The organism is Alcaligenes sp. YSL9, from assembly GCF_030515105.1.
Taxonomy (GTDB): Bacteria; Pseudomonadota; Gammaproteobacteria; order Burkholderiales; family Burkholderiaceae_B; genus Alcaligenes; species Alcaligenes phenolicus.
In genome coordinates this window covers 851,633-876,517 of the sequence record NZ_JALXJU010000002.1, presented here as the reverse complement: position 1 = coordinate 876,517, position 24,885 = coordinate 851,633, and the positions used below count along the sequence as shown (strand labels likewise).

Here is a 24,885-nt window from a genome sequence, read left to right as displayed (position 1 = left end):
AGGGTTCAGGCCGAAGCCGAACGGCGGGTTTTACTGCTTTTGGGCGCGGCTTTGCTGGCTTGCGGGCCCTGCCACAATTCGCTCAATGCACGGCGGTACTCGCGTGGAATGACTTTGACGAATTGTGCGCGGGCGCTGTCCCAGTCTTTCAAGAGCTCGCGGGCCTGGAAGCTGCCCGTGGCCTTGAAATGTTCCTGAACCAGGGTTTGCAAGATGGCATCGTCGGTCTGACGTTCGCCCTGGGCGCTACGGCTGTGCCATTGCGCCATGCTGCTGTTCATCTCTTGCTCGGCCTTGCTCAGGACCGGCTCCAGATCCACCATGCCGGGGTTGCAGCGCAGTTGCAGGCGACGTTGCGGGTCCCACACGTAGGCCACGCCACCGGACATGCCGGCTGCAAAGTTGCGGCCCACTTCGCCCAGGACAACCACGGTACCGCCCGTCATGTATTCGCAACCATGATCGCCTACGCCTTCCACAACCGCGCTGGCACCGGAGTTACGCACGGCAAAGCGTTCACCGGCCACGCCGTTGAAGTAGGCCGCACCGGACAGGGCGCCGTAAAGCACGGTATTGCCCACGATGATGTGGTCCGGGCCGTAGCCACGAAAGTCGTTGGGTGAGCGCACGATAATGCGGCCGCCGGACAAGCCTTTACCTACGTAGTCATTGGCTTCACCCACCAGATCCAGGGTGATGCCCTGCGCCAGGAAAGCGCCAAAGCTCTGACCCGCTGTACCTTTGCACTGAATGTGCAGGCTGTCGTCAGGCAGACCTTGATGGCCATATTTCTTGGTGAATACGCCCGAGAGCATGGCACCGACGCTGCGGTTGCGGTTGCGTACGGGGGTGATGAAGGACAGTGGGGTGCCCTGATTCAAGGTCACGGCGCTGCGCTCGATCAGTTGGCGATCCAGCGTGTGTTCCAGGTCATGATCCTGGGTAGCGATCTGACGTGGGGACTCTTCATTGTCCACTTTGTGCAGCAGGCGGGAGAAGTCCAGGCCCTGGGCTTTCCAGTGTTCAATACCGCTGCGCATATCCAGCCAGTCGCTGCGACCGATCAGATCGTCAAAGTGGCGTACACCCAGCTTGGCCATCAGTTCACGCACTTCTTCTGCAACGAAGAAGAAGTAGTTCACTACGTGTTCGGGCTTGCCCTTGAACTTGCGGCGCAGCACGGGGTCCTGGGTGGCAACACCAACGGGACAGGTGTTCAGATGGCATTTGCGCATCATGATGCAGCCTTCCACGACCAGCGGAGCGGTGGCAAAGCCAAATTCATCCGCACCCAGCAAGGCACCGATCACCACATCGCGGCCGGTTTTCATCTGGCCGTCGGCCTGCACGCGGATGCGGCTGCGCAAGCGGTTCAGCAACAGGGTTTGCTGGGTTTCAGCCAGACCCAGTTCCCACGGGGTACCGGCATGCTTGATGGAGGACAGGGGCGAAGCACCCGTACCACCGTCGTGACCGGCAATCACGATGTGATCGGCCTTGGCTTTGGCAACACCGGCAGCCACAGTACCCACACCGACTTTGGACACCAGTTTCACGGAGATATCCGCTTGCGGGTTCACGTTCTTCAAATCGTGAATCAGCTGGGCCAAATCTTCGATGGAGTAAATGTCGTGATGGGGGGGAGGAGAAATCAGGCCCACACCGGGAACGGAGTAACGCAGCTTGGCGATGTACTCGGACACTTTATGACCGGGCAATTGACCGCCTTCACCGGGTTTGGCTCCTTGTGCCATCTTGATCTGAATTTGATCGGCACTGCACAGATACTGGGCCGACACACCAAAGCGGCCGGACGCTACCTGCTTGATGCGGGAGCGCAGCGAATCGTTCTCTTGCAGATCAATGTCGGCAAACACGCGATCCTGGCCCAGGACGCTGGCCAAGGTATCACCCTGGCGGATGCCACTTTTACCGTGCTGCATTTCATGCTGGTAGCGCAACTCGTCCTCGCCACCTTCACCAGTATTGGACTTGCCGCCAATCCGGTTCATGGCCACGGCCAGTACGGCGTGGGCTTCGGTTGAAATCGAACCCAGCGACATGGCGCCGGTTGCAAAGCGTTTGACGATCTCGCTAGCCGGTTCCACCTCTTCCAAAGGAATCGCTTGAGCCGGGTCCAGACGTAGTTCGAACAAACCGCGCAGTGTCATGTGACGGCGGCTTTGCTCGTTGATGAGCTGGGCGTATTCCTTGTAGGTGCTGTAGTTCTGGCTGCGGGTGGCGTGTTGCAACTTGGCGATGGAGTCGGCGGTCCACATATGGGCTTCGCCGCGCACGCGTACTGCGTATTCGCCACCGGCTTCCAGATGATTCTCCAGCACGGGGTCTTTGCTATAGGCGGCACGATGCTGACGCAGCGCTTCTTCAGCCACGGTGAAGATATCAATCCCTTCTACCGGACAGGAGGTGCCCACAAAGTACTTGTCTACCAGCGAGCGCGACAGGCCGATGGTCTCGAAAATCTGCGCGCCGGTGTAGGACATGTAGGTGGAGATGCCCATTTTGGACATGACCTTGTACAAGCCCTTGTTGATGGCCTTGATGTAGTAGCCCTCGGCCTGGGAGGCGTCGATCTGGTTGATCGGGTCCTGGGCCAGATGCTGCAGGCTTTCAAAAGCCAGCCAGGGGTGCATGGCTTCGGCACCATACGCACCCAGCAGGGCGAAGTGATGCACTTCACGGGCCGAGCCAGTTTCCACGACCAGACCCGTGCGGGTACGCAGACCGATGCGGATCAGGTGCTGGTGAATGGCCGAGGTTGCCAGCAGGGCGGGGATGGCCACATGCTCGGCGTCACATCGGCGATCTGTCAGGATCAGGATGTTGTAGCCATCGCGCACGGCATCTGCCGCACGGGCGCACAGTGCGGCCACGCTGGCCTCAATGCCTTCCGGGCCCCAGGCGCTGGGGTAGATGATGTCCAGTTCCTGGCTGCGGAATTTGCCATTGCTGGCCGCTTCAATGCGCCGGATCTGGTTCATGTCAGCCGGGCTCAGCACGGGCTGGGACACTTCCAGGCGCAGCGGCGGGTTGACGTTGTTGATGTCCAGCAGATTGGGCTTGGGGCCAATAAAGGACACCAGCGACATCACCATCTGTTCGCGAATCGGGTCGATAGGCGGGTTGGTAACCTGAGCAAACAGCTGGCGGAAGTAGTTGTAGAAGGGCTTGGACTTGTCGGACAGCACGGCCAACGGCGCGTCGTTGCCCATGGAGCCGGTGGCCTCTTCGCCCTTGCTGGCCATGGGCTGCAGGACGACTTTGATATCTTCCTGGGTCCAGCCAAAAGCTTGTTGCTGATCCAGCAGGTCGCGTGTGGCCAATTGGGGGCGCACGCCGGGCACGCTGGGCAGGGAGTCCAGGCGCAAGCGCAGGCGTTCAATCCATTGCTTGTAGGGGTGGGTGTTGGCCAGTTGGGATTTGATCTCGGCATCGTCAATGATGCGGCCCTGTTCCAGATCGATCAGCAGCATCTTGCCCGGTTGCAGACGCCATTTCTTGACGATGCGGTGCTCGGGAATAGGCAGGGTACCGGCTTCAGAGGCCAGCACAATCATGTCGTCGTCGGTAATGACGTAGCGGGCCGGACGCAGGCCGTTACGGTCCAGCAGCGCACCAATTTGCAGGCCATCAGTAAAGGCGATGGCAGCAGGGCCATCCCATGGTTCCATCTGGGCGGCGTAGTACTCGTAGAAAGCGCGACGGCTTTCGTCCATCTCGGCGTGTTGCTCCCAGGCCTCCGGCATCATGATCATCATGGCGTGCGGCAGCGAGTAGCCGGCCATCACCAGCAGTTCCAGGCAGTTGTCGAAGGTGGCCGTGTCGGACTGGCCTTCGTACACGATGGGGTAAAGCTTTTGCAGATCCGAACCCAGCACGGCCGATTCCATGGCGCCTTCACGGGCACGCAGCCAGTTGAAGTTGCCCTGTACCGTGTTGATCTCGCCGTTGTGAGCGATCAGGCGGTAGGGGTGGGCCAGAGGCCAGGCGGGGAAGGTATTGGTGGAAAAGCGCTGGTGCACCAGGGCCAGGGCGGAACAGGCGCGAGGGTCGGCCAGATCGCGGTAGTAGCGGCCAACCTGGTCAGCCAGCAGCAGGCCTTTGTAGACGATGGTACGCACCGAGGCCGAGGTCACAAAGTATTCCTGGCCGTGGGCCAATGCCATGCGGTAGATGGCGTGGCTGGCGGTCTTGCGGATCACGTACAGCTTGCGCTCCAGCGCATCGGGCACCATCACATCCGGGCCGCGGCCAATGAACAGCTGGCGAATCACCGGTTCGTTGGCCTTGACGGTGGGCGACATGGGCATGGTGCTGTCCACCGGCACATCGCGCCAGCCCAGCATGTGCTGGCCTTCGGCACGTACCGCACGTTCCAGCTCCTGTTCACAGGCCAGGCGGGAAGCGGTTTCCTTGGGCAGGAACACCATGGCTACGCCGTACTCGCCGGGGGGCGGCAGGGTCACGCCCTGAGCGGCCATTTCTTCGCGGTAAAGCTGGTCGGGGATCTGGATCAGAATGCCTGCACCGTCGCCCATCAAGGGATCTGCGCCTACAGCGCCGCGGTGATCAAGGTTTTCCAGGATTTTAAGGCCTTGGGTGATGATGGTGTGGCTCGCCTGGCCTTTGATGTGTGCGATAAATCCGACGCCGCAGGCGTCGTGTTCGTTAGCGGGAAGGTACAAGCCTTGGGCTTGGGGGGGACAGGAGTGTGTCATGGGCGTATCCGCAAAGAACGTGTTAAAGCGGTGCATTTGTTGCAGCGCAAAAAATAAAATACAGCGATTTTTTTTTTGCACGCAAGATTTTTTTGCGAATACGGTAAAAAAAATTAGGGACCTGCTCTCACAGGCCCCTTATCACCCGTCTGAACCGGGTGCAGTGTGGCAAGATCGCTGCACATGCGGGTTTGCGCAGAAATCAGGTCCACACAAGCGCTATTTGCCGCTGCGGTTCTGGCTCATTTGCCCCAGAATCTGCAGAGCTTCTTCGCCTTCCAGCAGTTTGGAAAACAGCTTGCGCTCGCGTTCCAGAACCTCCAGCAAAACTTCGCGCTGGGGTTCTCGTAGCAGACGCTTGCTGGTGCGTAAGGCAATGGGAGGCTGCTCGGACAACGCGTGGGCGCAGGCACGGGCGGCTTCCAGGCTATTGCCGTGGTCGGTCAGTTCAGTGAGCAGGCCGTCTTCCATGGCTTGCTCGGCACTGAAGGCTTGTGACAGCAGCAGCCATTCGTTGGCACGGCGTGGCCCCACGTACTGCGCCAGCAGGTGGCTGGAGGCGCCTTCCGGGCACAGGCCCAGTGCGGTGAAAGGCATGCGCAAACGCGCGTCACGGGCCGCGTACACAAAGTCCGCATGCAGCAGCAAGGTTACGCCAATACCCACCGCGTGGCCTTCTACGGCCACGATCAGTGGGATGTCGGCCTGGACCAGACTGCGCAGGAATTTGATCGGTGGCGGCATGTCGCTATTGCGCACATTGGACAGCTCCGAGATGTCGTTGCCGGCACAGAAATGCTCGCCAGCGCCGGTCAGAATCAGGGCACGATATTTCTGGTTCTGATTGGCCTGGTCGATGATGTCGGCCAGCTCTTCGTACATGGGGCCAGTCAAGGCATTGCGTCGTTCCGGGCGGTCCAGAATGACTTCCAGCCAATGACCTGCGTCATGAGTCCGTATCATGGCGTGCTCCTGTTCAGGCGAAGGGGGAGGCCAGCAGTGCTGCCTTGGCTTCCTGGTATTCGCGATGCAAACGGGCCACGATGTCGGCAGTAGATTCCACCGAGTCAATGCCACCAATGCCTTGGCCAGCTCCCCAGATGTCGCGCCAGGCTTTGCTCATGCCCGAACCGAAGGCGGTGTCGGCATTTTTTTCGCTGTCCAGCTTGTCCGGGTCCAGGCCTGCCGCGCGGATGCTGTCCTTCAGGTAGTTGCCGGGAATGCCGGTAAACAGCGGGGTGTAGACGATATCGGCGGCACGACCCTTGACGATCATGTTCTTGTAATCGTCCGAGGCATTGGCTTCGGTACTGGCAATGAAGCGCGTGCCGATGTAGGCCATGTCGGCCCCCATGGCTTGGGCCGCCAGAATGTCGCGACCCCGGCTCATGGCGCCGGACAGGGCAATCGGGCCATCAAAAATCTGACGGATTTCGTTAACCAGCACAAAGGGGCTCAAGGTACCGGCGTGGCCGCCAGCACCTGCAGCCACCACGATCAGCCCATCCACACCGGCTTCCAGGGCTTTTTCGGCGTGACGCAAGGTGGTCACATCGTGGAAAACCTTGCCGCCCCAGGCGTGCACATGCGGCACGATGTCCTGCGGGGCACGCAGGCTGGTAATCACCAGCGGCACCTTGTGGTCGGCGCATACCCGCAGATCCTGCTCCAGGCGGTCGTTGGACTGGTGGATGATGTGGTTGATGGCATAGGGGGCGATGCGGCGCTCGGGATGGCGCTCGCGCAGTTCGGCCAGGGTGTCGTCGATCTCGTCCAGCCAATCCTTGAGCTTTTCCTGGGGGCGGGCGTTCAAGGCGGGGACGGAACCGATGATGCCGCTGGCGCATTGTGCAATCACCAGGGCGGGGTTCGAAACAATGAACATGGGCGCTGCCATTACAGGCAGGGTCATAGATTGATAAAGCTGCTGCGTTAATGCCGATGGCATAAGGTCGGTCTCCTGTTATCGAAAGAAGTGCCCTGCCTCTTGAAGGGGCGGGGTCCTGCAAGGAAGATCTGCCGCTGATAATCTATCGTCACCTATTCTAGGACGGTTTATCGTCGCCCGGCTTGGTGCGCTGCACAAATTCCTCCGGCCTCGAAAATGACCATGGTTTGAGCACTTTTTTCTGTCCGTAGGCCGGACTAAGAAGACGTAGTGCACAATAAGCGACTTGAAGGATTTTTGTTTGCTATGACCACGACTGAACGAAAAGCGCCCTTGGCGGGATTGCGTGTTCTGGACTTGACGCGCGTGCTGGCCGGGCCCTGGTGTACTCAAAACCTGGCTGATCTGGGTGCGGAAGTCATCAAGGTCGAACGTCCCGGTGCCGGGGACGACACCCGAGGCTGGGGGCCGCCGTATCTGCAGGATGGTCACAGGGCGGACACGGAAGATGCGGCCTATTTTGGGGCTGCCAACCGTAATAAAGAGTCCATCATCCTGGATATAGGCACTGCACAAGGTGCTGAGGTGGTGCGTCAGCTGGTCAGTCGCTGCGATATTCTGGTGGAAAACTTCAAGGTCGGTGGCCTGAAAAAGTACGGACTGGACTATGAAAGCCTGCAAGCCATCAACCCGGCCCTGATTTATTGTTCGATTACCGGATTTGGGCAGACTGGCCCCTATGCAAGTCGTCCAGGATATGACTTCATGATCCAGGGGCTGGGTGGTTTGATGTCCCTGACAGGTGAGCCAGGTGGTGAACCGCAAAAAGCGGGTGTGGCTGTGGCCGATGTCATGACAGGCATGTACGCCACCGTGGCTGTGCTGGCGGCCGTGGTGGAGCGCCATCGCAGTGGCCTGGGTCAGCATCTGGATATTGCTCTGCTGGATTGTCAGGTGGCCATGATGGCTAACCAGAACATGAATTACTTGTGTACCGGACAGGCGCCACAGCGCCCCGGTAATGCACATCAGAATTTGGTGCCCTATCAGGTCTTTGAGGCCAGTGACGGGCATTTGATTGTGGCGGTGGGCAACGATGCCCAGTTTCGCAGTTTTGCGCGGGAGCTGGGTCACCCCGAGTGGGCGGATGATCCCCGTTTTGCGCGCAATGCCGGACGAGTCATGCATAGGGATGAGTTGGTGCCCATGCTGGCGCAGATCATGCGAAGCCGCAGGCGCGATAGCTGGTTGCAGACGCTGGAAGCCGTGGGTATTCCAGCCGGGCCCATCAATACGATGGAACAGGTTTATCAGGACCCGCAGGTGCTGGCGCGCGGCTTGCGCCTGGACTTGCCGACCGGGCAGGGGGGGAGCGTGCCTTCGGTAGCCAGTCCTTTACGTTTGTCGGCCACGCCGGTGCAGTATCGCCGTGCGCCTCCGCGTCTGGGAGAACACACCCGCGAGGTCCTGGCGCGAGTGCTGGAGCTATCGCCCGACAAGGTCGAGGCCCTGGTATCCGGCTCCGCTGAACAGGCTTAATTTTTATTGCTTTTCGATCAGGTTGTGAATCATGAAACAGATACAAACCATCGCTATTGTTGGCGCAGGTGCTATGGGAAGGGGCATTGCCCAGATTGCTGCCCAGGCTGGCAAGCAGGTCTTGCTGTATGACCTGAATGCGGATTCGGTCAAGGCGGCTTTGGCGGATGTACACGCCGTCTGGAGTCGTTTGCAAGAAAAAGGCCGCATGACGGCGGAACAGGTGGACGCGGCCAAAGCGTGTCTGCAAACCGCCAGCGATCTGCAAGCCTTGGCCCCTGCCGATCTGGTTGTGGAAGCCATTGTGGAGCGTCTGGACGTCAAGCAAGGCTTGCTGCAACAGCTGGAAGAGATTGTGTCGGCCGATTGCGTGCTGGCCTCCAATACCTCTTCGCTGTCCATTACTGCCATTGCCCAAGCTTGCCGCCACCCCGAACGCGTGGCTGGCTATCACTTCTTCAACCCCGTACCGCTGATGAAAGTGGTCGAGGTTATCGACGGCCTGCGCACCTCGCCGGAAGTGGGCGATGCCTTGATGCAGGTATCGCGTGACATGGGCCACACGCCTGTGCGCGCCAAGGATATGCCCGGCTTTATCGTGAACCACGCCGGTCGTGGCATGAACATCGAGGGCCTGAAAATCGCCCAGGAATGCGTGGCGCCTTTCTACCAGATCGACGCCATCATGCGCGAGCAGGCCGGTTTCCGCATGGGGCCCTTTGAACTGCTGGATCTGACCGCGCTGGATGTGTCCCATCCGGTCATGGAATCCATTTACCGTCAGTTCTACGACGAGCCGCGCTTCCGTCCTTCGCCCATTACCGCCGTGCGTCACGCCGGTAAATTGTTTGGTCGCAAGAACGGCGAAGGTTTCTACAAGTATGAAGATGGCAAGAAACAGGTTCCTCAAGAGCCTGCTGTTCCCGCTGTCACCTCCTTTGCTCCTGTGTGGGTCTCGCCTTACCACGAACAAGGTCAGGCGCGCGCTCTGCAATTGCTGAGCGAACTGGGCGTGAAAGTGGTGGAAGGCGACCAGCCACCTGCCGATGCGCTGATTCTGTTGACGCCGTACGGTGAAGACGTGGCGACTTTGGTGTCTTTGCATGGCCTGGACCCAGCTCGCACTGTGGCGCTGGATACCTTGTTCGGCTTGGAGAAAGGCCGCCGCCGCGTGCTGATGTGCTCGGCTGCGACCACACCAGAATGGCGCGATCAAGCCTGGGCCATGCTGGCCAGCGATGGTACGGCGGTTAGCGTGATCGAAGACTCTGCCGGTTTTGTGGCCCAGCGTTTGGTGGCTACCATCGTGAACATCGCCAGCGATATCGCTCAGCAGCAGATAGCGACCCCATCAGATATCGACGCCGCTGTGCGTCTGGGCCTGGGTTATCCGCACAATGGCCCGCTGTCCATGGGTGATGCCGTCGGCTCGCGTGATTTGCTGGATGTATTGAACACCTTGCAAGCTGTCACGGGCGATATGCGCTACCGCGCCAGCCCCTGGCTGCAACGCCGTGTCCAACTGGGTATGTCCTTGACGGCATTGGCTCAGTGCAAGGCGCAGTAAGGCCTGAGATTGCTCTCTTGGACGCTTTATAGCGTGTTCTAGAGGTAGATCAGCCTACAAGCTTATGAGTCGGCCTGAGTCCGGGATGACACCGGACTCAGGCTTTTTTATTGGCAGCCTGAACCAGGTGCTCAATAAACAGATGCTTAGGCCGGGCTCAGGGCTCCAGGAGAGCAGACTATTACTTCTGTGTTTTGGTCGCGGGTATTTTCACCGAAGCCAGATCGGGATACAGCTCGATCAGTTCGGGCAGCAGCGCATCCTCGCTGAGCGGGATGATGAAAATCGTCTTGCCATCTACGCTGGCCAATGTGGGATAGCTAAGCTCAAAGGTCTTGCCGTCTTTCTTGAAAGTACGGTTGTAGATCAGCACGGCGTAGTCGCGTCCTGTGCTGGTTTTGCCGAACTGTGCAGTATCCACGTCGTAGTGGCCAGACAGAATCTGTACGGGCTGATGCTCATCCATAGAGCGGCCTACCCGGATAAGTTCGGCAACGGTCTCTGCATGGTCCTTGCCCATTGCCTTTGAAATTTTCTGAATCTTGCGCGGCGACTGAAATTGCAGAATTGTTTCCAGGTCTCTGGCCATGGTGGCTTGCAGCAGCGTGTGCATAGCCTGCTCCAGGCTATCTCGATTCAGGATGCTGGTAGCCTGCGCTGTGCTCGGTGTGGCTGCCGTTGTCGACTCATTGGCGAAGGCCTGGGCCGAAGGAAAAATTAAAGCGGCAAGGGCTGACAAGACGCCCGTCACGGCCAGACGGGCAGCGGAAGTAATACGTGTCATGGTAAGTATCCGCAGCTGTTTGATAGCTGCAGGGTGCAGTGATCCGAGGGCTAGATTGTAGGGGGCAGCTTCTGCATCAGTCACCTGCAAACCGTTTCAGGCAATAAAAAAGCCCGATGAATATTCATCGGGCTTTTTGTATTCGCAGGCTCTGTACGGTGCCAGAACCTTGTCGCAGTCTTACTTGGCGGCGTTAACCATGTGCTGGATGGCAGCACGGATTTCGTCGTCAGAGGCTTGCGAGCCACCGCGTGGAGGCATGGCGCCTACACCGTGAATGGCTTTTTGAACCATAGTGTCCATACCGGATTCGATATATGGCTTCCAGGCCGCTTGATCGCCAAACTTGGGCGCGCCAGCAACACCGGCTGCGTGACAGGCAAAGCAGATGGTGTCGTACAGCTTGATACCGGCTGGGTCGACCTTGTTGTCATCTGCAGCAGCGGTTTGGCTTGCTTTGGGAGCTTCTGCAGCAGGAGCCTCTTCAGCAGGCTTGGTATCGGCAGCCGCAGTGGCTTCAGGCTTGGCGTCAGCTTCTTCACCTTCTGGTGCGGGAGCGTCGGGTTCCTTGAAGTCAGCGCCAGCGGCGTTAGCCATGTAAGCAACGGCACGAGCCACTTCGATGTCGTCCAGCGAAGGGTTACCACCCTTGGCAGGCATGGCGCGGATACCGTGAATAGCGTTCTTGACCAGTTCGTCCTGACCCAGCTTGATCAGCTCGCCCCAAGCGCCCTTGTCGCCAAATTTAGGCGCACCGGCTACACCGGCGCCGTGACAGGCGGTACAGGTGGTTTCGTAAACTTGCTGACCAGTCTTCAGCTCTTTGACGGCATTGGCGTCAACCAGTTTGAAACCGGCAACAGGCTGAATGCGGGCTGCAATGGCTTCAGGGGAAAGGGCGGCGGAGCCAGCACCTGCACCCATGGTGGAGGTAACCAGGCTGACCAGCATGACAATAATCGCGATGGGCACCAAGAAAGCCAGAGCCACGGTCACAAGCAATTGTTTAGGGGTTTTGATCATGGCTGAGTGACCCTCGTTGTGTTCTTCGGGTTTTTGTTCCGTGTTGCTCATTATCGGATCCTGCGAGTTCGTACAAGAAATGACGGGAGGGCCTTTAAAGGCCACCAATAAAGGCTTGCGCCTACCTAATGGGTGTGCGCAAGGACGTGTCTACCAAGCCACCGACCCAGATCGCGCAACCATGGATTATAGCGGAGTGTGTCGCTCTTGTATCTGACTCTTGATTTAGCGCACTCATAATTGCCGGATAGATGCTGAAAAAAACTCCAAACTCGCGCTACAATAGCGAGCTTGGCGTCCGTAGTTCAATGGATAGAATTAGGGTTTCCGAAGCCCTCGATACAGGTTCGATTCCTGTCGGACGCGCCAGAACTTCTTGTTTATACGGCTCTTTAGGGCTGCTTTTCAAGACCTGGCTTGAATTTCCAGTTATAAAGTGTCGCGATGCAAGCAGCCAAAGGCTGCTTTTTTTGTGTCTGTTGTTTGTCAAAACACGGCCTCATGCGCGGCTCAGGTGAAGTGGGCTAATTATTGATCCTGATCATTTGGCCTGGGACGAAATTGCGTATTTGCCTGCGTTGACAGGCGAGCTTGCGCTTGGGAGTTTGGCCGGGACGACGATCAGGCGTATAGGCGATGTCTGGACAGGCAGTGCCTGGAGTCTTGAACTTGTGGCCGTCGCTACAACCAGATGTGCTGCCATCGCAGTCTATGCAAGACAAAAGGGGCCGAAGCCCCTTTTGCTTTTTCCTGAGCAGCTTTCTGGTTTTTAAACAGCTTCGGCACAAATTACATAGTCGTGGCCATGACGCAGACCACCCAAGGTCTGGTTCAAGGCCAGAGCTTGCTTGCGCAAAGCTTGGACATGCTCGGACAAAGCCATGGCCAGGTTGCGGTCCTTCAGACGGCGCAAGCGCCCGTCACACATATCCAGTTGACCGTGGATAAAGCTGTCGCCGTAACGAATGCCAAAGCGCTGCGCATCCACACAGCGATAGCCGGACTGTCGCAGGTGGCGCAGGACCCAGTCCATCGGGTACTCGCGATACGGGCGCTCGCCTGCCAGCAGCAGGCAGGCATCACGCAAACGGCCTATTTCCACAATCAATTTGCCCGCCGGGTCCGTGCTGCTATAGGGCACGTAGGGCTCCAGACCAATAATGTAGAGACGCTGGCCGGTAAGCGGCCGCAGGCGGCTGAACAACTGGTCCTGGGTGTAGGGGGCAAAGCCGTCTATGGCACCTAGTAGATAGTCCGCCAGAACCGTATCAAAGCGCTCGCCCTGCAAAAATTCAGGGTCGCTCCAGTTGCCCACCAGCAGTCGGTCCTCGGGGCGTTTTTGATCGCCCAGCTCACGGGTGACTTGCTCGGCCATGCTGGGAGAGGCGGTAATGGCCGTCCAGCGTTCTGTGTCCAGCGTCAGCAACCAGCGCAGCGAACCCTTGCCGGTGCCCGCATCCAGAAAGTTGCCCCAAGGGCGCTCGCCCTGCATGTCGGCCACGACCTGGTACAGACGGCTACCCGTGTGTATGGCGGTCTTGCTCAAAATTCCACCTGTATCCCGGCCAGGATGTTGCGTCCCATCAGCGGGGCCTGACGGGCAATAAAGGAGGTATGGCGGTAAGCCAACTTGTTCAGCAAGTTATTTCCTCTCAGGTACAGGGTGTAGGTGTTCTGATCCATATGCAGGCGGTAGCTTAAACCCATGCTGAGCAAACCGTAAGACGGCGAACGCTCTTCATGTTCAGCCAGTCGGTCCTGGGCAAAGGTGTGGGTGTAGCCGACAAAGCCGGACCAGTTCTGCCAGTTCAGATCCGTGCGAATACCCAGGCGGGCGGCGGGCATGCGGGGCAGGTTGCGGCCAGGGTCTTGCAGTTTACCGCGCACCAGATCGCCATACACGCTGACCGAGGCCCAGGAAGTGACGGGGTAAGAGGCTTCTGCTTCCAGGCCCCAGAACTGGGCCTTGTCCTGGCTGTATTGAATCAGCTGAAAGTCTTCGTGACGGTCCAGGCTGCGGCCATAAATGTAGTTCGAGCTACGGGTGTAGAAGGTACGTAGATCAAAGCGCAGATCGCCCAGGTGTTTTTGTAGCCCCAGGTCCACCGTATGGCTGGTCTCACGATCCAGGTTTGGGTCGCCACGCTCATAGCTCAGCGTGGCAAAGTGCACGCCTTTGGCAAACAGTTCCTGAGCCGTAGGCAGACGTTGAGAGCGGGACACGGACAGGCTGGCGGCGTATTCAGGCGCAAAGTCCCAGACCGTACCTAAAGAGAAGGAGGTCGCCGTGCCTTTGCGGCGTTCCAGCGTTTGCGAGTCGGGCGTGACGGTTTGCCATTCCTGACGTGCGCCCAGTTCCAGACGCCAGTCGTCCCAGTTCACGCTTTCCAGAAGGAACAGGCCCTGGCTGCGAGTACGGGTGGGCGGAATGAAGTTTTCAGCACCGTCGCGGGACGCAAAATCAGACTGGCTGGTTTGCAGGCCGATGACCCCTTCAAACGGCCCCCAAGGGTTGTGTTCCAGCTCCAGGCGCGTGTCGTAACCGCGATTGGTGAAGCGGGTGCCATCAATATCGCCATCTTTTTCAACGTGCTGGTAGTTGGTCGCACCAGCGCGCAGGCGAGCCCGTTTGAAGCCGGGCAGAGGGTCACGCAGTTCGCCACGGATATCGAAACGCTGAGTACGCAGGTGAGCGGTGGCCGAGTGTTCGTGATCATGTCCGTGGCTGTGGCCATGATCGTGGTCATGGCCGTGATCGTGACTGTGGCCGCCGCAATGCAGAGTGGCACCGTGCGGGTGGCAGTCCTCGTATTCGTGGCTGTGACCGGGCAGACCGTAGCTGCCTTCACGGTAGGAGTAGGCCGCGCCTATATAGCCACGGTCCCCAATAAAGGAGAGGCCAACGCTGCCTGTGTCCGTGCTGGAGTCGGAGTCCTTGACGCGTCCATCGGTCCAGTTGGGGACGCGATAGTCGCGGCTACGGTGCGAGGCACCTTCTACGTGCAAGGCGATATTGCCTTCGCCGGCTGTCATCTCGACTGCGCCGATTCTGCCACGGTCAGCCGTGGAGCCCTGGGCACGTACCGAGCCTTCAAAACCTTTTTCGGGGATGGCTGTGGGGATTTTGCGATCCAGCACGTTGACCACGCCACCAATAGCACCGCCACCGTAAAGCAGGGCCGATGGGCCGCGCAGCACTTCAATGCGATCCGCTTGCCAGGTGTCGACCGTGATGGTGTGGTCGGGCGAGATGGCCGAGGCGTCCATGACCTCTGCACCATCGCTCAGAACTTTGACGCGGGGTGCAGTTTGGCCGCGAATGACGGGGCGGCTGGCACCGCTACCAAAGCTGTCTACATGGATGCCGACCTCACCGTCCAGCAATTCACCCAAGGTGCTGCTGCGGCGCAAATCCAGTTTGGGGCCTTGCAGGACCGTGCTGGCGGTGGCCAGCTCGGTTTGTCGCAAGGCCAGGGGGCTGGCAGAGATTCGGATAGGGGCCAGTTCAGGGATAGCTTCTTCAATTTCATTGGCTTGGGCAGAGGCGCACAAAAGCAGAGCCAGGGCTAGTGGCAGGGGGCGGGGTTGGAAACGCATCTCATCTTCCGGTTTGTTAATTTTCGAGATGTTATAACATAACAATAATTTTCTGGTTTAGTAAAAAAACTATGTCAGCTCCAGGGGTCTTGACCACGCTGGCACAGCGGCCTGCCCATCAAAAAATTGAGAATCTTGAAATAGACGCCTGAAAATCGTCTGTCTGTTTTGGTGTTTCGGAGTAAAAATCCGACATGCTATTTGATCTTCCCGACTTCCAGACCCTGTACACAGCCTTGCTGACCCGAGATGAACGCTATGACGGTCAAGCCTTCGTCTGCGTGTCTTCCACGGGGGTGTTTTGTCGTCTGACTTGTCCGGCCAGAAAGCCCAAGGCCGAAAATTGCATCTTTCATGCCACTATTGGCGAATGCATCCAGGCCGGTTTTCGACCTTGCAAGCGATGCCATCCGCTGCAAGCTGCGGCTTTGGAAGACCCCACAATCACCGCTTTGCTGCGAGAGCTGGACGCCAAGCCGGGCCTGAGATGGTCGGAAGGACATCTGGAGCGTATGGGTTATGACCTGTCTACGGTGCGCCGCAGCTTCAAACGGCACTTTGGCATGACCTTTCTGGAAATGGCCAGGCAGCGTCGTCTGCGCGAGGGTTTCGAGACTTTGGCTACGGGTGGCAATGTGATTGCCGCGCAGCATCAAGCCAGCTTTGAGTCTGCCAGTGCGTTTCGGGCTGCCTTTGCCCGCTTGCTCGGCTGTGCGCCTGCTGCCTTGCGGACGGGTGGCTTGCTTCGGGCTAGCTGGATACCCACGCCTTTGGGAGACATGGTTGTGGTCAGTAGCCAAAGCCATTTGCATCTGCTGGAGTTCGTAGATCGAAAAGGCTTGCCCGTTGAACTCAAACGTTTGCAGGCTTCGATCAAGGATGGCATTGGTATTGGCGTGATGCCGCCTTCAGAGCAGGCGGCTGCCGAGTTGGCTGATTATTTTGCCGCACGATCGGATTGCTTTAAGACGCCCCTGGCTTTGACCAGTGGCAGTGCCTTTACGCAAGAGGTCTGGCGCATATTGCAAAGCATCCCGGCTGGAGAGACACGCAGCTATTCCGATATTGCTCGCCAGATAGGGCGGCCAAGTGCTGTGCGTGCGGTGGCGCGGGCGAATGGGGCGAATCAGATTGCCTTGATGATTCCGTGCCATCGTGTGATCGGCGCTGATGGTTCCTTGACCGGCTATGGGGGCGGACTGTGGCGTAAACAGCGTTTGATCGAGATTGAGCGGGAACTCAAGAGAGTAAAGCAGTAACAGCCCAACAGAGCAGAGGCAGGAATGGGGTGTTCAGATCAAACAGGCTGTTCTTGTGTGTTGGTACAGGATGCCAAGCCAGGATCCATAAATAACAAAGGCCCAATGAACAAGCCCCAAAAATCCGGATTTTATCCAGATGTTTGGGGAGGCTCAGAACAGCGGGGTGCTTAAGCTACGTTAGCTGTTTTCCAGTTCAGGCGGAATCAGATTGCGTTCGTAGCGATGGACGTAGTCCTCAAAGGACTCCTGATCCTGCGCTTCGATATCAATCTGGGCTTGCAGAGAATCTTTGGCCTGTTGTTCGAAAGCGGCTTGCTTGTCGGCAGGTAATGGATGGGCCAGCAAGGTCTGGTGATGCTCGCGGCTGCGTTGCAAGGCGTAGTCGTGAAAGCTCAAACCGGTTTCGCGCAAACGGCTCAGCAGTTGAGCCGACGGTGTCAGTTCCGGGTTTTCCAATTTGCGGATTTGGGCTTGCACAGCTTCTGTGTGACCTTGGGTATCCAGGGCCTGATCCAGCATTTGCGCGTAAGGCAGCAGCGATTCCAGAATTTCGTGGCCCCAGTCTTGCAGGCTGACGCTCTCTTTTTGCTGATTGGTCAGCATCAAGCCGGGGCGACGGCCTTCGCGCACGACGGTTGCAAAATTGTTCTTGCTGTCCTGACAGTAGCCGCCGTCCGGGAAGAAGGGGCTGTCTTGCACGGCACAGAACAGCAGGAACGTATCCAGGAAGCGGCAGGTTTGCTCGGAAATTCCAGTAGGCGATTCAGGGTCTATATCCAGACAACGAACTTCGATGTATTCCACACCGCGCTGGGCCAGGGCTGTAGCCGGGCGCTCGCTGCGCTGGGTGGTGCGCTTGGGACGAATGCTGGAGTAGTACTCGTTTTCAATCTGCAGGATATGGGTGTTGAGTTGAATCCACTCGCCATCGCGGTGGGTACCCAGTTTTTCGTAATCCGGCCAAGGAGTTACGGCAGCGTGATACATGCGCATCACAAAGGTGTCCAGGTCGTTGTAGCAAAGCTGGAGCTCGGCCTGGGCTTCCTTGTTGTGATAGCCCAGATCGCTCATGCGCAAGCTGGTTGCCCAGGGCATGGTCAAGGTGTCCTCGTCGATCTTGTCCAGATTGTTGCGGCGACCTTGCAGGAAGTTCGCATCCAGCACGGGCGAGGCACCAAACAAGTACATCAGTAACCAGGAATAGCGCGTGAAGTTGCGGATCAACGCCAAATACCCATTGGAGCGCTGATCTTGCAGATTGTCGCCACAGACATTCAACAAGGGCCAGATGCCATCAGGCAGGGAAAAGTTGTAATGCACGCCGGCAATACATTGCATGGGCTTGCCATAACGTTCGGCCAGGCCACGGCGGTATACATGCTTGAGCATGCCCGTGTTGGACTTGCCGTACCAGGCAATGGCAATGTCTTTTTCGGCGGGCAGCAATGCGGGCATGGACTGGTTCCAGATAATCTCCTGGTCCAGCTTGCCGGCCACAAAGGTGTGGATGTCGGTCAGCTCCTGCAGCACGTCCTCGACCCGGGCTTGCGGCTCGGTAATCAGCTCCAGCAGGGCCTCGGCGTAGTCGGTCGTGATATGGCCGTTGGTCAGGGCCGACCCAATGGCTTGCGGGTGGGGGGTGTTTGCCAATTGGCCCAGCGCATCGACGCGCAGTCCTTCTTTTTCGATGCCGCGCAAGATTCCCGTCAAAATCTCGGGATTCTGTTGCAGGGCAAGGCGGCGTTCGTGGCTGGTGTTCATGGTGGTGTTTCCCACTTTCGAAATCGGGTGCAAGATACGGGACTGTTCAAGGGGGCCTGGCCCCGTCTATAAATAGTAGTCCGACCAGACTTGCTTTGTTAAGTTGCGCCAAAAGGCGTATCGGGCAGGGCGAGTATAAGACGGCTGTTTAGTCAGCCGATGAAAAGCATGAAACGGGATATGGGATTAGCACCATGATGATCAGGCGCATTACCGCGGTACTGGCGGCTTTCTTGATGTTGGCAGCCTGCAGCCCAGAGTTTAACTGGCGCAAGGTTCAGCTTGAACAAACGGGCCTGTCGGCCATGCTGCCCGGCAAGCCCACGACCAGTCACCGACTGTTGGATTTCGAGCAGCATCAACTGGATTTTTACCTGACTACCGCCACGGCGGGTGGGCAAAGCTACACCGTGGGCCATGTGATTTTGCCCAAGGAACTGCAGCAGGACGAGGCTGCTCGCCAACGCTTGTACGAGGCACTGCACGATTCCCTGCGCGAGAAATTCATACCCGATGGGCAAGTCAGCGAGAAAAACCAGATACAACTGCCGCCACCCGGACAGATTTTCTTCATGACGCGCGATGTGGGCGGTGTGGCCTTGCGCCTGGAAGCGATGATACGCATGGAGCCGGGCTGGCTGGTGCAGGGCTTTGTTATGACGGATTCCGGGAAGGCCCCGGACGCGGCTCAGGCAAAGGTTTTCTTTGACGGCTTAGCTCGCTAGCCGGGTCGCCGCTGATCAGGTGCTGTTGCAAGGCCAGGGTAATGGCAGCTTGGCGGCTATAGACTCCAAGCTTGGCGTAGGCGTTCTGGAAGTGGAAGTTGATCGTGCGTTCAGTAATGCCCAGGATGATGCTGATTTCCCAGCTGGTCTTGCCATGGGCAGCCCAGTTCAGGCAGGACTGCTCGCGTGAAGTTAAGTGCGTCACGGTAAAGCCATTCCTCATGCATTCGTGGTAGACGTCGGGCCAATGTACTCAAATTTAGCTTAGCTGGCAGACAAATGTGCATGAAAATAATGATGTAAATCAAAGCATTGTCTTTTCTATGACGTTACCGTTGCCCAGAGTTCTGAATCGATCCTGGCTGGTCGATTTGGACGCCGCGCCGCAGCGATGCTAGAATTTTGTCTTATACGTTTTGCGCCGATTTGCCTGATCCGCTTGCGGGCGCTCCATAAATCCAGCTAAAGAGGTCCTGATGGCCACTGATTCCGTCCCTAGCGCCGACACTGGCGCCCTTAGCCCATCCTGCGGTTTGATCCCCGAAGGTTCTGTGGGCCCTGTACATGCCGAACTAATTGCCTTTGACGAACCCCTGCATCTGCGCAGCGGGCAAGTGCTGCCCAGCTACGAGCTGGCGGTCGAAACCTACGGCACCCTGAACGAAGAGCGCAACAATGCGGTATTGGTGTGTCATGCACTCAATGCCTCGCATCACGTTGCCGGTTATTACGACGACGATCCTAAAAGCACTGGCTGGTGGGACAATATGGTCGGCCCCGGCAAAGCCGTTGATACGGATCGTTTTTTTGTCATCGGGGTCAACAATATCGGCTCCTGCTTTGGTTCTACCGGCCCGTCCAGCATCAATCCGGCTACTGGCAAACCTTGGGGCTCCGAGTTTCCCGTTTTGACGGTAGAAGACTGGGTGCGTGCCCAAGCCCGTCTGGCCGACTACTTTGGCATTCGCAAGTTTGCGGCCGTTATGGGTGGCTCCCTGGGTGGCATGCAGGCCCTGAGCTGGGCCATCAGCTGCCCGGAGCGCGTGGAAAACTGCGTGGTCATTGCCAGTACCCCGCGCCTGTCGGCCCAGAACATCGCTTTTAACGAAGTGGCCCGCAGCGCCATTTTGTCCGACCCGCAGTTTCACGGTGGTAATTACTACGAACATGGGGTGGTGCCCAAGGCTGGCCTGGGTGTTGCTCGCATGGTGGGCCACATCACCTACCTGTCCGACACCGTCATGGCCGAGAAGTTTGGCCGCAACCAGCGTGCCCCAGCCCAGGGCGGTGAGTACCACTACAACTACGGCGTGGAATTCGAGGTCGAGTCCTATCTGCGTTATCAGGGCGAGAAGTTCTCGCGTTACTTTGACGCCAATACCTATCTGATCATCACCCGTGCGCTGGATTATTTTGATCCGTCGCGTCAGCACCAGGGGGACCTGGTCAAGGCGCTTGAAAAGGTGCAGGCCAAATTCCTGCTGGTGTCTTTCACCACGGATTGGCGTTTCTCGCCCGAGCGCTCGCGCGAAATCGTGCAGGCTTTGTTGCGCAACCAGCGTGAGGTCACTTACGCCGAAATTGATGCTCCGCACGGACACGATGCTTTCCTGCTTGAGGACCCTCGTTATCATGCCGTTGTGCAGGGATACTATGACCAGATTGCCGCTAATTTGGGCTTGCCTGCGCGCACCCGTACTACAGGGGTGTTGGCAGAATGACTAAGCCGCAAACTCAGGTGGATGCCGCCATGTTAAGACCGGACTTGCTGCGCATTGCGCAGTGGATTGAGCCAGGTTCGCGTGTGCTGGATCTGGGCTGTAACGATGGCACCTTGTTGGCGCATCTGCGTGACACGCGCCAGGTTGTCGGAACGGGGGTGGAGCTGAACGATCAGTTTGTGATTGCTTCGGTACGCCGTGGCGTCAATGTCATTCAGCAGGACTTGGAAAAAGGCCTGGCGCTGTTCAGCGACCAGCAGTTCGATACCGTTGTCCTGTCCAAGACACTGCAATCCATGCACCATACCGAGCACATCCTGCGCGAGATGGCGCGGGTGGCACGGTATGGTATCGTTTCGTTTCCTAACTTCGGTTATTGGCCGCATGGCTGGAGCATTTTGCGCGGGCGCATGCCAGTCACGGGCGAAATGCCTTACCAGTGGTACAACACGCCCAACATCCATTTGTGCACCATGAAAGACTTTCAGGATCTGGCCCAGGCGGTGGGCGTACGTATTCTTGATCGTGCTGCCTTCAATGGTCGCGACACGGTGCGTTTTTTGCCGGGCTGGCGCAGTACCTTGGCCATGTATCGTTTCGAGTCTCCCCATTTTCTTGCTGCTTAGCGCTAATAAGGCCTGACGTGTCACGTGTCTATACCAGTCCCCGAGTCTTGCCTTTGCTGATTCTGGGGTTCGCCAGCGGCCTGCCTCTGGCCCTGGTTTCAGGCACCTTGCAGGCCTGGGCAACCGTTGAAAATGTTTCACTGACCGAGATTGGTTTTCTGACCCTGGTCGGCTCGGCCTACACGCTGAAGTTTCTCTGGGCTCCCCTGATTGACCGCTACGCGCCGCCGTTCATGGGGCGCAGGCGCGGCTGGATCCTGGTCACTCAACTGCTGCTGGCCGCCTCCATTGCGGCCATGGGCCTGTTTTCTCCCTCGGTGAATTTGACCGCACTGGCCTTGCTGGCCGTGTGGGTGGCCTTCTTGTCGGCCACGCAGGACATAGCCTTCGATGCTTATTGCACGGACGTGCTGCAAGCACATGAGCGAGCGGCGGGGGCGGCGGTCAAAGTCATGGGCTATCGCATTGCCATGATTGTGTCCGGCGGCCTGGCCCTGATTCTGGCGGACCGCTGGCTGGGCTGGTCCAACACGTATTTTCTGATGGGTGCCTTCATGGCGCTGTGCGCGCTGGTGACCCTGATTTCACCCGACCCACAGGAACAAAGCCGTCCACCACGCAGTTTGTCAGAAGCCGTGATCGCGCCTTTGGCCGATTTTTTCTCGCGTCCAGGTGCCTGGAGTGTTCTGGCGCTGATTGTGCTCTACAAGCTGGGTGATGCTTTTGCAGGTGCCTTGTCCACCACTTTTCTGATTCGTGCAGCCGGCTTTACCTTGTCCGAGGTCGGCACTATCAATAAGGTGTTTGGTCTGGCTGCTACGGTCGTCGGAGCCTTGATGGGTGGGGCGATCATGGCCCGTCTGGGGCTATACCGGGCCTTGATGATTTTTGGTATTTTGCAGGCCGTCTCCAACCTGGGCTATTGGCTGATCGCGATTGAAACCGCGCCATCCATGTGGCTGATGGGGATTGTGGTCGGTCTGGAAAACCTGTGTGGTGGCCTGGGCACAGCGGCTTTTGTCGCTTTGCTGATGGCTTTGTGTAATCGGACCTATTCCGCCACTCAATTTGCGCTGCTGTCGGCCCTGTCGGCAGTGGGGCGTACCTATCTGGCCGGGCCTCTGACGCCTGTGCTGGTCGAATCCCTGGGTTGGCCAGGCTTTTTTATTTGTACCGTCTTTATTGCTGTGCCTGGCTTGCTGATGCTGCGTTGTTATCGGGGTCTTATTCAACAGCTTGATGCGTAAAAAATATCATGCTCTTACTTGTTCTCTACATTATCGCCATCACTGCAGAGGCCATGACCGCAGCGCTGGCCGCGGGCCGTCGTGACATGGATTGGGTGGGGGTCTGTACCATCGCCTGTGTCACCGCTCTGGGCGGTGGCTCGGTGCGGGATGTGCTTTTAGGGCATTACCCGCTGACTTGGGTACAGCATCCTGAATACCTCTGGATCACGGCAGGGGCGGCCATTCTTACGGCTTTGATCGCTCCGATCATGCGGCGTTTGCACAGCCTGTTCCTGCTGCTCGATGCCATGGGACTGGTGGTCTTTACCGTGATTGGCTGTCAGATCGCGCTGGAAATGAAGCTGCCCATTACGGTGGTGCTGCTAAGCGGCATGATTACCGGTTGTGCCGGTGGCGTCTTGCGCGACATCTTGTGTAATGACATCCCCTTGCTGCTACGCAAGGAGATGTATGCCAGCGTATCCATGCTGACCGGCGCTTTGTATCTGGGTGCTCAGCATCTGGACTGGCACCCGTATGTGACCCTGCTGGGTCCCATGATTATCGGCTTGAGTTTCCGTATGCTGGCTCTGCACCGCAATTGGCAGATGCCCCGCTTCGTCTATCGAGACGAGTGGCGCTAGAGCCAGCCTGTCTTGCCGGGTCAGGCCACGCCTAACCAGCGCAGGACTATAGGAACAAAAGGAACCAGCACGGCGGTCATGATCCCGTTCAGGCTCAGGCCAATGGCGGAAAATGCCCCAATCGTTTCGTGAACCTGCAAGGCACGTGCCGTACCAATGGCATGTGCCGTTACACCCACCGCAAAGCCCCGAGCCTCGGGGCGATCAATACGCAGCAAGTTCAACAGCGGGCGCGCCATGATCGTGCCCGCAATCCCGGTAATGGCAACCGCCACAGCAGCCAAGGAAGGCTGACCGTCAAATTGTTCTGCCAGGGCCATGGCAATCGGCATGGTGGCCGAGCGTGGGGCAACCGACATGATGGTTTCAATTGATCCGCCCAAAGCCCAGGCAATCAGGACCGTGCTGAAAATAGCGGTAACCGAGCCAATGATCAGGGCAATGGTCAGCGGCTTCCAGATCTTGCGCAGCTGACGCAGTTGACTGTAGAGCGGTACAGCCAGGGCGACGGTTGCCGGTCCAATCAGGAAGTGAATGAACTTGGCCCCTTCAAAGTAAACGGGGTAAGGCGTGCGGGTCAGCAAGAGCAGGGCCACAATCACAATGACCGAGACCAGAATCGGCAACAAAAAGGGGCTACTGCCCGACTGGCGGTACATCCAGACCGAGCCTGCGTAGACCGAGCAGGTCAAGGTCAGCCACAGCAGGGGCGAGCTGGATAAAAAGACCCAGATTTGAAAAAGTCCGTCCGTCATTATTCTTCTTCCTGACGATTCTTAAGCAGACGATTGAGCACCAGGGCTGTGACCACCATGGTGATGACGGTGCCGCCCAGGGTGGCGATCAAAAAGGGCTGCCATTCCTCGGCTACCCGATCAAAATACAACATCACGCCAGTGACAGCGGGGATGAACAGCAGCATCAGGTTCTGCAGCATGACACTGGCCGTGCTCTCCAAAGAGCTGGGCACGCCGCCTCGAATCAGCAAGGCGGCAGTCAGAAGCAGCATGCCGGCCAAAGGGCCTGGCAATGGCAAGGACAAGGTCTGCACCAGGATCTCGCCTAATAGCTGAAAGGCGAAAAGGGCAGTAATCGCGTAGATCATGAGAGTTTCCGTAAAGGCACGAAAACGCCAGGCGGCAAGCCTGGCGTGGGTAAAGGGTCTGGCTAAGGGTGTTAGTGTGCCATACAAGATAGCCAGGCTGTAAGCGTGCTGCTTATATCGAATTGCCTATAGTAAGTGGCCTGCATCAATGCTTGGCGGGGCTGTTTTGCGCACCCATCCAGGCCTGAACCTCGATTTCCACATCCACACCACCCGCCAGTTTGGCTTGTACCAGAGAGCGGGCCGGGAAGTTGCTGCCCAGGCGTTCTTTATAGATTTTGTTGAATTGCTCGTACAAGGCAATATCGGATAAATAGACCGTGGCTTTGACGACATGGCTGAAGTCGGCACCTGCCAGCTTCAGGGTCTCTTCAATCCGGTCCAGCGTGGCATTGGTTTGATCTTCAATGCTGCCGCGTATGATTTCGCCTTTTTCATTCAGCGGGATTTGTCCCGACAGGAATAGAAAGTCCCCGGCCTGCACGGCGCGGGAAAAAGGCATGTCCGAGTCGCCCAGATAGCGTTTGATCGCAGTCGGTTCTGCGGTTTTGCCCGTGTTGGCGGCATAGGCGAGGTTGCTGGCGCCAAGACCTAAGGCAGAACAAGCCAGCAAAATGTGACGGGCCGAAGCAAAAAAACGCATCAGGATTCTCCTTGGACTAGGGGAATTCAGTG

The 24,885-nt window shown here is 57.9% G+C and carries 20 protein-coding genes, 1 tRNA gene and 1 riboswitch; of the genes, 9 read left to right on the top strand and 12 right to left on the bottom strand.

All coding sequences use genetic code 11. The annotated features are described in order from the left end of the window. Positions 1-5: 5 nt before the first annotated feature. The 3 genes from M2Q46_RS12165 to M2Q46_RS12155 all read right to left on the bottom strand — a co-directional run bounded on the left by M2Q46_RS12165 (position 6) and on the right by M2Q46_RS12155 (position 6,687). A complete protein-coding gene (locus M2Q46_RS12165; protein ID WP_302357316.1) occupies positions 6-4,739 on the bottom strand; it encodes a glutamate synthase-related protein in 4,734 nt (1,577 codons plus the stop codon). Positions 4,740-4,958: 219 nt separating this feature from the next. Next, positions 4,959-5,702 (bottom strand): enoyl-CoA hydratase/isomerase family protein, encoded by a 744-nt coding sequence (locus M2Q46_RS12160; protein WP_083054302.1) that lies wholly within the window; start codon positions 5,700-5,702, stop codon positions 4,959-4,961. A gap of 13 nt (positions 5,703-5,715) precedes the next feature. Further along, positions 5,716-6,687, bottom strand: coding sequence for a nitronate monooxygenase family protein (locus M2Q46_RS12155; RefSeq protein ID WP_009462684.1), 972 nt, complete (start codon positions 6,685-6,687; stop codon positions 5,716-5,718). Between the two features lie 246 nt (positions 6,688-6,933). On the opposite strand from M2Q46_RS12155, the gene M2Q46_RS12150 reads away from it, so the two are divergent. Next, positions 6,934-8,166 (top strand): CaiB/BaiF CoA-transferase family protein, encoded by a 1,233-nt coding sequence (locus tag M2Q46_RS12150; protein ID WP_302357315.1) that lies wholly within the window; start codon positions 6,934-6,936, stop codon positions 8,164-8,166. Between the two features lie 31 nt (positions 8,167-8,197). After that, entirely contained in the window at positions 8,198-9,733 is a 1,536-nt protein-coding gene (locus tag M2Q46_RS12145; RefSeq protein ID WP_009462680.1) for a 3-hydroxyacyl-CoA dehydrogenase, read from the top strand. A gap of 181 nt (positions 9,734-9,914) precedes the next feature. On the opposite strand, the gene M2Q46_RS12140 is transcribed toward M2Q46_RS12145, so the two are convergent. Beyond that, complete coding sequence (locus M2Q46_RS12140; protein WP_302357313.1) at positions 9,915-10,517, bottom strand: hypothetical protein; 603 nt, start codon at positions 10,515-10,517, stop codon at positions 9,915-9,917. Between the two features lie 180 nt (positions 10,518-10,697). Then, complete coding sequence (locus M2Q46_RS12135) at positions 10,698-11,591, bottom strand: cytochrome c5 family protein (RefSeq protein WP_203145166.1); 894 nt, start codon at positions 11,589-11,591, stop codon at positions 10,698-10,700. Positions 11,592-11,834: 243 nt separating this feature from the next. Between M2Q46_RS12135 and M2Q46_RS12130 the strand changes: the two genes are divergently transcribed. Continuing rightward, positions 11,835-11,909: transfer RNA gene (locus tag M2Q46_RS12130), tRNA-Arg, on the top strand. Positions 11,910-12,309: 400 nt separating this feature from the next. On the opposite strand, the gene M2Q46_RS12125 is transcribed toward M2Q46_RS12130, so the two are convergent. Together M2Q46_RS12125 and M2Q46_RS12120 are read right to left on the bottom strand one after the other, a co-directional pair. After that, positions 12,310-13,086, bottom strand: coding sequence for a class I SAM-dependent methyltransferase (locus tag M2Q46_RS12125; protein ID WP_060186157.1), 777 nt, complete (start codon positions 13,084-13,086; stop codon positions 12,310-12,312). Next, a complete protein-coding gene (locus M2Q46_RS12120) occupies positions 13,083-15,137 on the bottom strand; it encodes a TonB-dependent receptor (RefSeq protein ID WP_302357312.1) in 2,055 nt (684 codons plus the stop codon). The genes M2Q46_RS12125 and M2Q46_RS12120 overlap by 4 nt, the downstream gene beginning before the upstream one ends. A gap of 194 nt (positions 15,138-15,331) precedes the next feature. Between M2Q46_RS12120 and M2Q46_RS12115 the strand changes: the two genes are divergently transcribed. Beyond that, positions 15,332-16,396, top strand: a complete 1,065-nt coding sequence (locus M2Q46_RS12115) for a bifunctional transcriptional activator/DNA repair enzyme AdaA (protein ID WP_083054285.1) — start codon at positions 15,332-15,334, stop codon at positions 16,394-16,396. A gap of 180 nt (positions 16,397-16,576) precedes the next feature. Here the strand turns inward: M2Q46_RS12115 and gshA are convergent, their stop codons facing one another. Next, complete coding sequence (gene gshA / locus M2Q46_RS12110) at positions 16,577-18,160, bottom strand: glutamate--cysteine ligase (protein WP_302357311.1); 1,584 nt, start codon at positions 18,158-18,160, stop codon at positions 16,577-16,579. A gap of 194 nt (positions 18,161-18,354) precedes the next feature. Between gshA and M2Q46_RS12105 the strand changes: the two genes are divergently transcribed. Then, the gene (locus M2Q46_RS12105) at positions 18,355-18,885 is read left to right on the top strand and encodes a hypothetical protein (RefSeq protein WP_026484092.1); all 531 of its coding nucleotides are present in this window, start codon (positions 18,355-18,357) and stop codon (positions 18,883-18,885) included. Here M2Q46_RS12105 and M2Q46_RS12100 read toward each other — a convergent pair. Further along, positions 18,815-19,090: a response regulator transcription factor gene (locus M2Q46_RS12100; RefSeq protein WP_009462666.1), complete on the bottom strand. Its 276-nt coding sequence runs from the start codon at positions 19,088-19,090 to the stop codon at positions 18,815-18,817. The two genes, M2Q46_RS12105 and M2Q46_RS12100, sit on opposite strands and share 71 nt — an antisense overlap. A gap of 203 nt (positions 19,091-19,293) precedes the next feature. Then, a riboswitch (SAM riboswitch) is annotated at positions 19,294-19,372 on the top strand. Between M2Q46_RS12100 and M2Q46_RS12095 the strand changes: the two genes are divergently transcribed. From M2Q46_RS12095 to M2Q46_RS12080, 4 genes are all read left to right on the top strand, one after another. Continuing rightward, entirely contained in the window at positions 19,362-20,606 is a 1,245-nt protein-coding gene (locus tag M2Q46_RS12095) for a homoserine O-acetyltransferase (protein WP_035269235.1), read from the top strand. It overlaps the preceding riboswitch by 11 nt. Next, positions 20,603-21,232: a methionine biosynthesis protein MetW gene (gene metW, locus M2Q46_RS12090; RefSeq protein ID WP_009462662.1), complete on the top strand. Its 630-nt coding sequence runs from the start codon at positions 20,603-20,605 to the stop codon at positions 21,230-21,232. The genes M2Q46_RS12095 and metW overlap by 4 nt, the downstream gene beginning before the upstream one ends. 17 nt (positions 21,233-21,249) lie before the next feature. Then, entirely contained in the window at positions 21,250-22,479 is a 1,230-nt protein-coding gene (locus tag M2Q46_RS12085) for a muropeptide transporter (RefSeq protein ID WP_080655531.1), read from the top strand. 8 nt (positions 22,480-22,487) lie between these two features. After that, on the top strand, positions 22,488-23,105 hold the full coding sequence (locus tag M2Q46_RS12080; protein ID WP_009462658.1) for a trimeric intracellular cation channel family protein: 618 nt from the start codon (positions 22,488-22,490) through the stop codon (positions 23,103-23,105). 20 nt (positions 23,106-23,125) lie between these two features. On the opposite strand, the gene M2Q46_RS12075 is transcribed toward M2Q46_RS12080, so the two are convergent. From M2Q46_RS12075 to M2Q46_RS12065, 3 genes are all read right to left on the bottom strand, one after another. Further along, entirely contained in the window at positions 23,126-23,860 is a 735-nt protein-coding gene (locus M2Q46_RS12075) for an LrgB family protein (RefSeq protein ID WP_302357310.1), read from the bottom strand. Next, positions 23,860-24,210, bottom strand: a complete 351-nt coding sequence (locus M2Q46_RS12070; RefSeq protein ID WP_009462654.1) for a CidA/LrgA family protein — start codon at positions 24,208-24,210, stop codon at positions 23,860-23,862. Before M2Q46_RS12070 ends, M2Q46_RS12075 begins: the two co-directional genes overlap by 1 nt. A gap of 145 nt (positions 24,211-24,355) precedes the next feature. After that, positions 24,356-24,853: a RidA family protein gene (locus M2Q46_RS12065; protein WP_115635281.1), complete on the bottom strand. Its 498-nt coding sequence runs from the start codon at positions 24,851-24,853 to the stop codon at positions 24,356-24,358. Positions 24,854-24,885: the final 32 nt, after the last annotated feature.

Excerpts from the sequence above, each read along its gene's own strand:
- M2Q46_RS12165 (WP_302357316.1), bottom strand. The coding sequence starts at position 4,739 with ATGACACACTCCTGTCCCCCCCAAGCCCAAGGCTTGTACCTTCCCGCT.
- M2Q46_RS12160 (WP_083054302.1), bottom strand. The coding sequence starts at position 5,702 with ATGATACGGACTCATGACGCAGGTCATTGGCTGGAAGTCATTCTGGAC.
- M2Q46_RS12155 (WP_009462684.1), bottom strand. The coding sequence starts at position 6,687 with ATGCCATCGGCATTAACGCAGCAGCTTTATCAATCTATGACCCTGCCT.
- M2Q46_RS12150 (WP_302357315.1), top strand. The coding sequence starts at position 6,934 with ATGACCACGACTGAACGAAAAGCGCCCTTGGCGGGATTGCGTGTTCTG.
- M2Q46_RS12145 (WP_009462680.1), top strand. The coding sequence starts at position 8,198 with ATGAAACAGATACAAACCATCGCTATTGTTGGCGCAGGTGCTATGGGA.
- M2Q46_RS12140 (WP_302357313.1), bottom strand. The coding sequence starts at position 10,517 with ATGACACGTATTACTTCCGCTGCCCGTCTGGCCGTGACGGGCGTCTTG.
- M2Q46_RS12135 (WP_203145166.1), bottom strand. The coding sequence starts at position 11,591 with ATGAGCAACACGGAACAAAAACCCGAAGAACACAACGAGGGTCACTCA.
- M2Q46_RS12120 (WP_302357312.1), bottom strand. The coding sequence starts at position 15,137 with ATGCGTTTCCAACCCCGCCCCCTGCCACTAGCCCTGGCTCTGCTTTTG.
- M2Q46_RS12115 (WP_083054285.1), top strand. The coding sequence starts at position 15,332 with ATGCTATTTGATCTTCCCGACTTCCAGACCCTGTACACAGCCTTGCTG.
- gshA (WP_302357311.1), bottom strand. The coding sequence starts at position 18,160 with ATGAACACCAGCCACGAACGCCGCCTTGCCCTGCAACAGAATCCCGAG.
- M2Q46_RS12105 (WP_026484092.1), top strand. The coding sequence starts at position 18,355 with ATGATGATCAGGCGCATTACCGCGGTACTGGCGGCTTTCTTGATGTTG.
- M2Q46_RS12095 (WP_035269235.1), top strand. The coding sequence starts at position 19,362 with ATGGCCACTGATTCCGTCCCTAGCGCCGACACTGGCGCCCTTAGCCCA.
- metW (WP_009462662.1), top strand. The coding sequence starts at position 20,603 with ATGACTAAGCCGCAAACTCAGGTGGATGCCGCCATGTTAAGACCGGAC.
- M2Q46_RS12080 (WP_009462658.1), top strand. The coding sequence starts at position 22,488 with ATGCTCTTACTTGTTCTCTACATTATCGCCATCACTGCAGAGGCCATG.
- M2Q46_RS12075 (WP_302357310.1), bottom strand. The coding sequence starts at position 23,860 with ATGACGGACGGACTTTTTCAAATCTGGGTCTTTTTATCCAGCTCGCCC.
- M2Q46_RS12070 (WP_009462654.1), bottom strand. The coding sequence starts at position 24,210 with ATGATCTACGCGATTACTGCCCTTTTCGCCTTTCAGCTATTAGGCGAG.
- M2Q46_RS12065 (WP_115635281.1), bottom strand. The coding sequence starts at position 24,853 with ATGCGTTTTTTTGCTTCGGCCCGTCACATTTTGCTGGCTTGTTCTGCC.